Genomic DNA, 1,767 nt, shown 5'->3' with positions numbered 1-1,767 from the left:
GATTTGAAGCTTGTTCGACAATCCTTGCGCATTCAGTTGCGTCGGCCACATCGCCGAGAACCAGATAGGCGGCGCGGCCATGCGCCTTGACTTCGCGAAGGGCGTCGTTCGCCTCCTGCGAACGAGCAGCAAGCTCGTTTATGACGACCACGGCACCTTCCGCTGCCATTGCGTTGGCGGTTGCGCGGCCAATCGATCCTTCGCCGCCGGCACCAGTTATGAGGATCTTCTTATTGTCGAGCTTACCCAAATTCTACCCTCCACGTGCCAGCCGGAGCCAGCGTCTTGCACTTATTTCCTGTCGGTCTTGGCCATCGCTTGAAAGCTGTTCTGTGGCGTCCAGCCAAGATCAGCTTTCGCTGACAGGTTCGAAAAAATGCCGCTGCAAGGATTTTTGCGATAACGGGTTACGTCACGCACTTCGACTGGCTTCCCGTAGATCGAGTCTGTCATCTCCAGCGTCGGAGTGCGAATGAGTGTATCGTTGGCACAGACATTGTAGACGTGGAAACCTGGACTTGGCCTTTCCAGAGCAAGACGGTGCGCTCTCGCAGCATCGGAAGCTTCCACATACGATCTGTACAAAGGAACATTGTAGCTTGCCAGATGCGCCTGCTGCCGATCAATTCCCGCAGTCTTCGAGACAAACTCGCTTTGGTTCAGCGTAGTCCTCAGCTCGTCCATTGTGCTGGGAAAGACGACGGCGCTGACACGAAGCGCGGTCACCGACATCCCGTAGCGCGCGGCAAAGCGTTCGCCGGCCACTTCTCCAAAGAATTTACTCAGGCCGTAAGGGGCTGTCGATTGCAGCGGATGGTGCTCGTCCACGGGAAGATAGTCCAACCGGTGGCCTGGATTGGAATGGTCTAGACCATAGACGGAGGCGCTACTGCAATACACAATGTTGGTTATGCCGCAGCTCGCGGCCGCTTCAAACACACAAAGGGTGCCAAAACTGTTTACGGACATCATCTCCGCCGGCGCCGCATCAGTCGCGCTGTCAATGCCGGCAAGGTGAACCACAGCATCTTGACCGGAAAACACATTTGCCAACCGCTCGGGATCGCGGATATCAACCGCTAGCATTTTGGCTGAAGTCAGCTTCACATTGGTATCAACCACAACCACATTATGGCCTCGGGCTATTTCAGCGACAACGTAACTTCCAAGAAGGCCGCACCCGCCAGTTACAACCACGTTCATAAGTATTTTTCCGAGATCTCGCACTGATTGGCGGCAAAGCCGCGTCGATGGTCCCACAAGGATCCATCGAGTGACCTATGACACCGACACTTCAAAATCGAATAATTTCTCAGCCGTCCCTACATGCCAAACTTATAGCTTGCAGGCTGGCGACCCGATGGGCGGAGAAGTCAGGTTGATCGCCCCAAGTCTGCAGTTCGCTGGCTGCCAACCAATAACCTAAGTTTATGGCAGTACCTGATTAAACAGTTCGACATTGCTGCCAAGAATCTCAAAACTCCCAGCACATTCAGCCCGAGCAACTTTGATTTTGTGCATGGACGATTCCAATTTTCCGAACGCGCCACGGAACCTGGTCGGGTACGGTCCTCACCCACCGTCTGTCCAATGGCCTTCCGGCGCCAGAGTCGCGGTGCAATTTGTCATCAATTATGAGGAAGGCGCTGAAAACACTCCATTGGACTTCGCGGGCAATGCAGAGGTCGGATTGGCGGAAGTCAACGGGGGTAGAATGGCACCAGGCGAGCGCGACCTCGCCTTTGAATCGATGTACGAGTATGGCAG

Annotated in this window: 2 protein-coding genes; both read right to left on the bottom strand. The window is 54.8% G+C overall.

The window, feature by feature from the left end; genetic code table 11:
* The coding region (locus EN935_RS34330) for an SDR family NAD(P)-dependent oxidoreductase (protein WP_127374146.1) at positions 1 to 250 on the bottom strand (250 nt) is incomplete at its 3' end.
* 41 nt (positions 251 to 291) lie between these two features.
* Positions 292 to 1,203 carry an NAD(P)-dependent oxidoreductase gene (locus tag EN935_RS34325; RefSeq protein ID WP_164771615.1) on the bottom strand — a complete coding sequence of 304 codons (912 nt, stop codon included), beginning with the start codon at positions 1,201 to 1,203 and terminating at the stop codon, positions 292 to 294.
* Positions 1,204 to 1,767 lie beyond the last annotated feature (564 nt).

The sequence above is a fragment of the Mesorhizobium sp. M7D.F.Ca.US.004.03.1.1 genome, from assembly GCF_003998635.1.
In the GTDB taxonomy this organism is placed as follows: Bacteria; Pseudomonadota; Alphaproteobacteria; order Rhizobiales; family Rhizobiaceae; genus Mesorhizobium; species Mesorhizobium loti.
The sequence above is the reverse complement of the archived record's forward strand: the minus strand, read 5'-3'. Positions and strand labels throughout refer to the sequence as shown.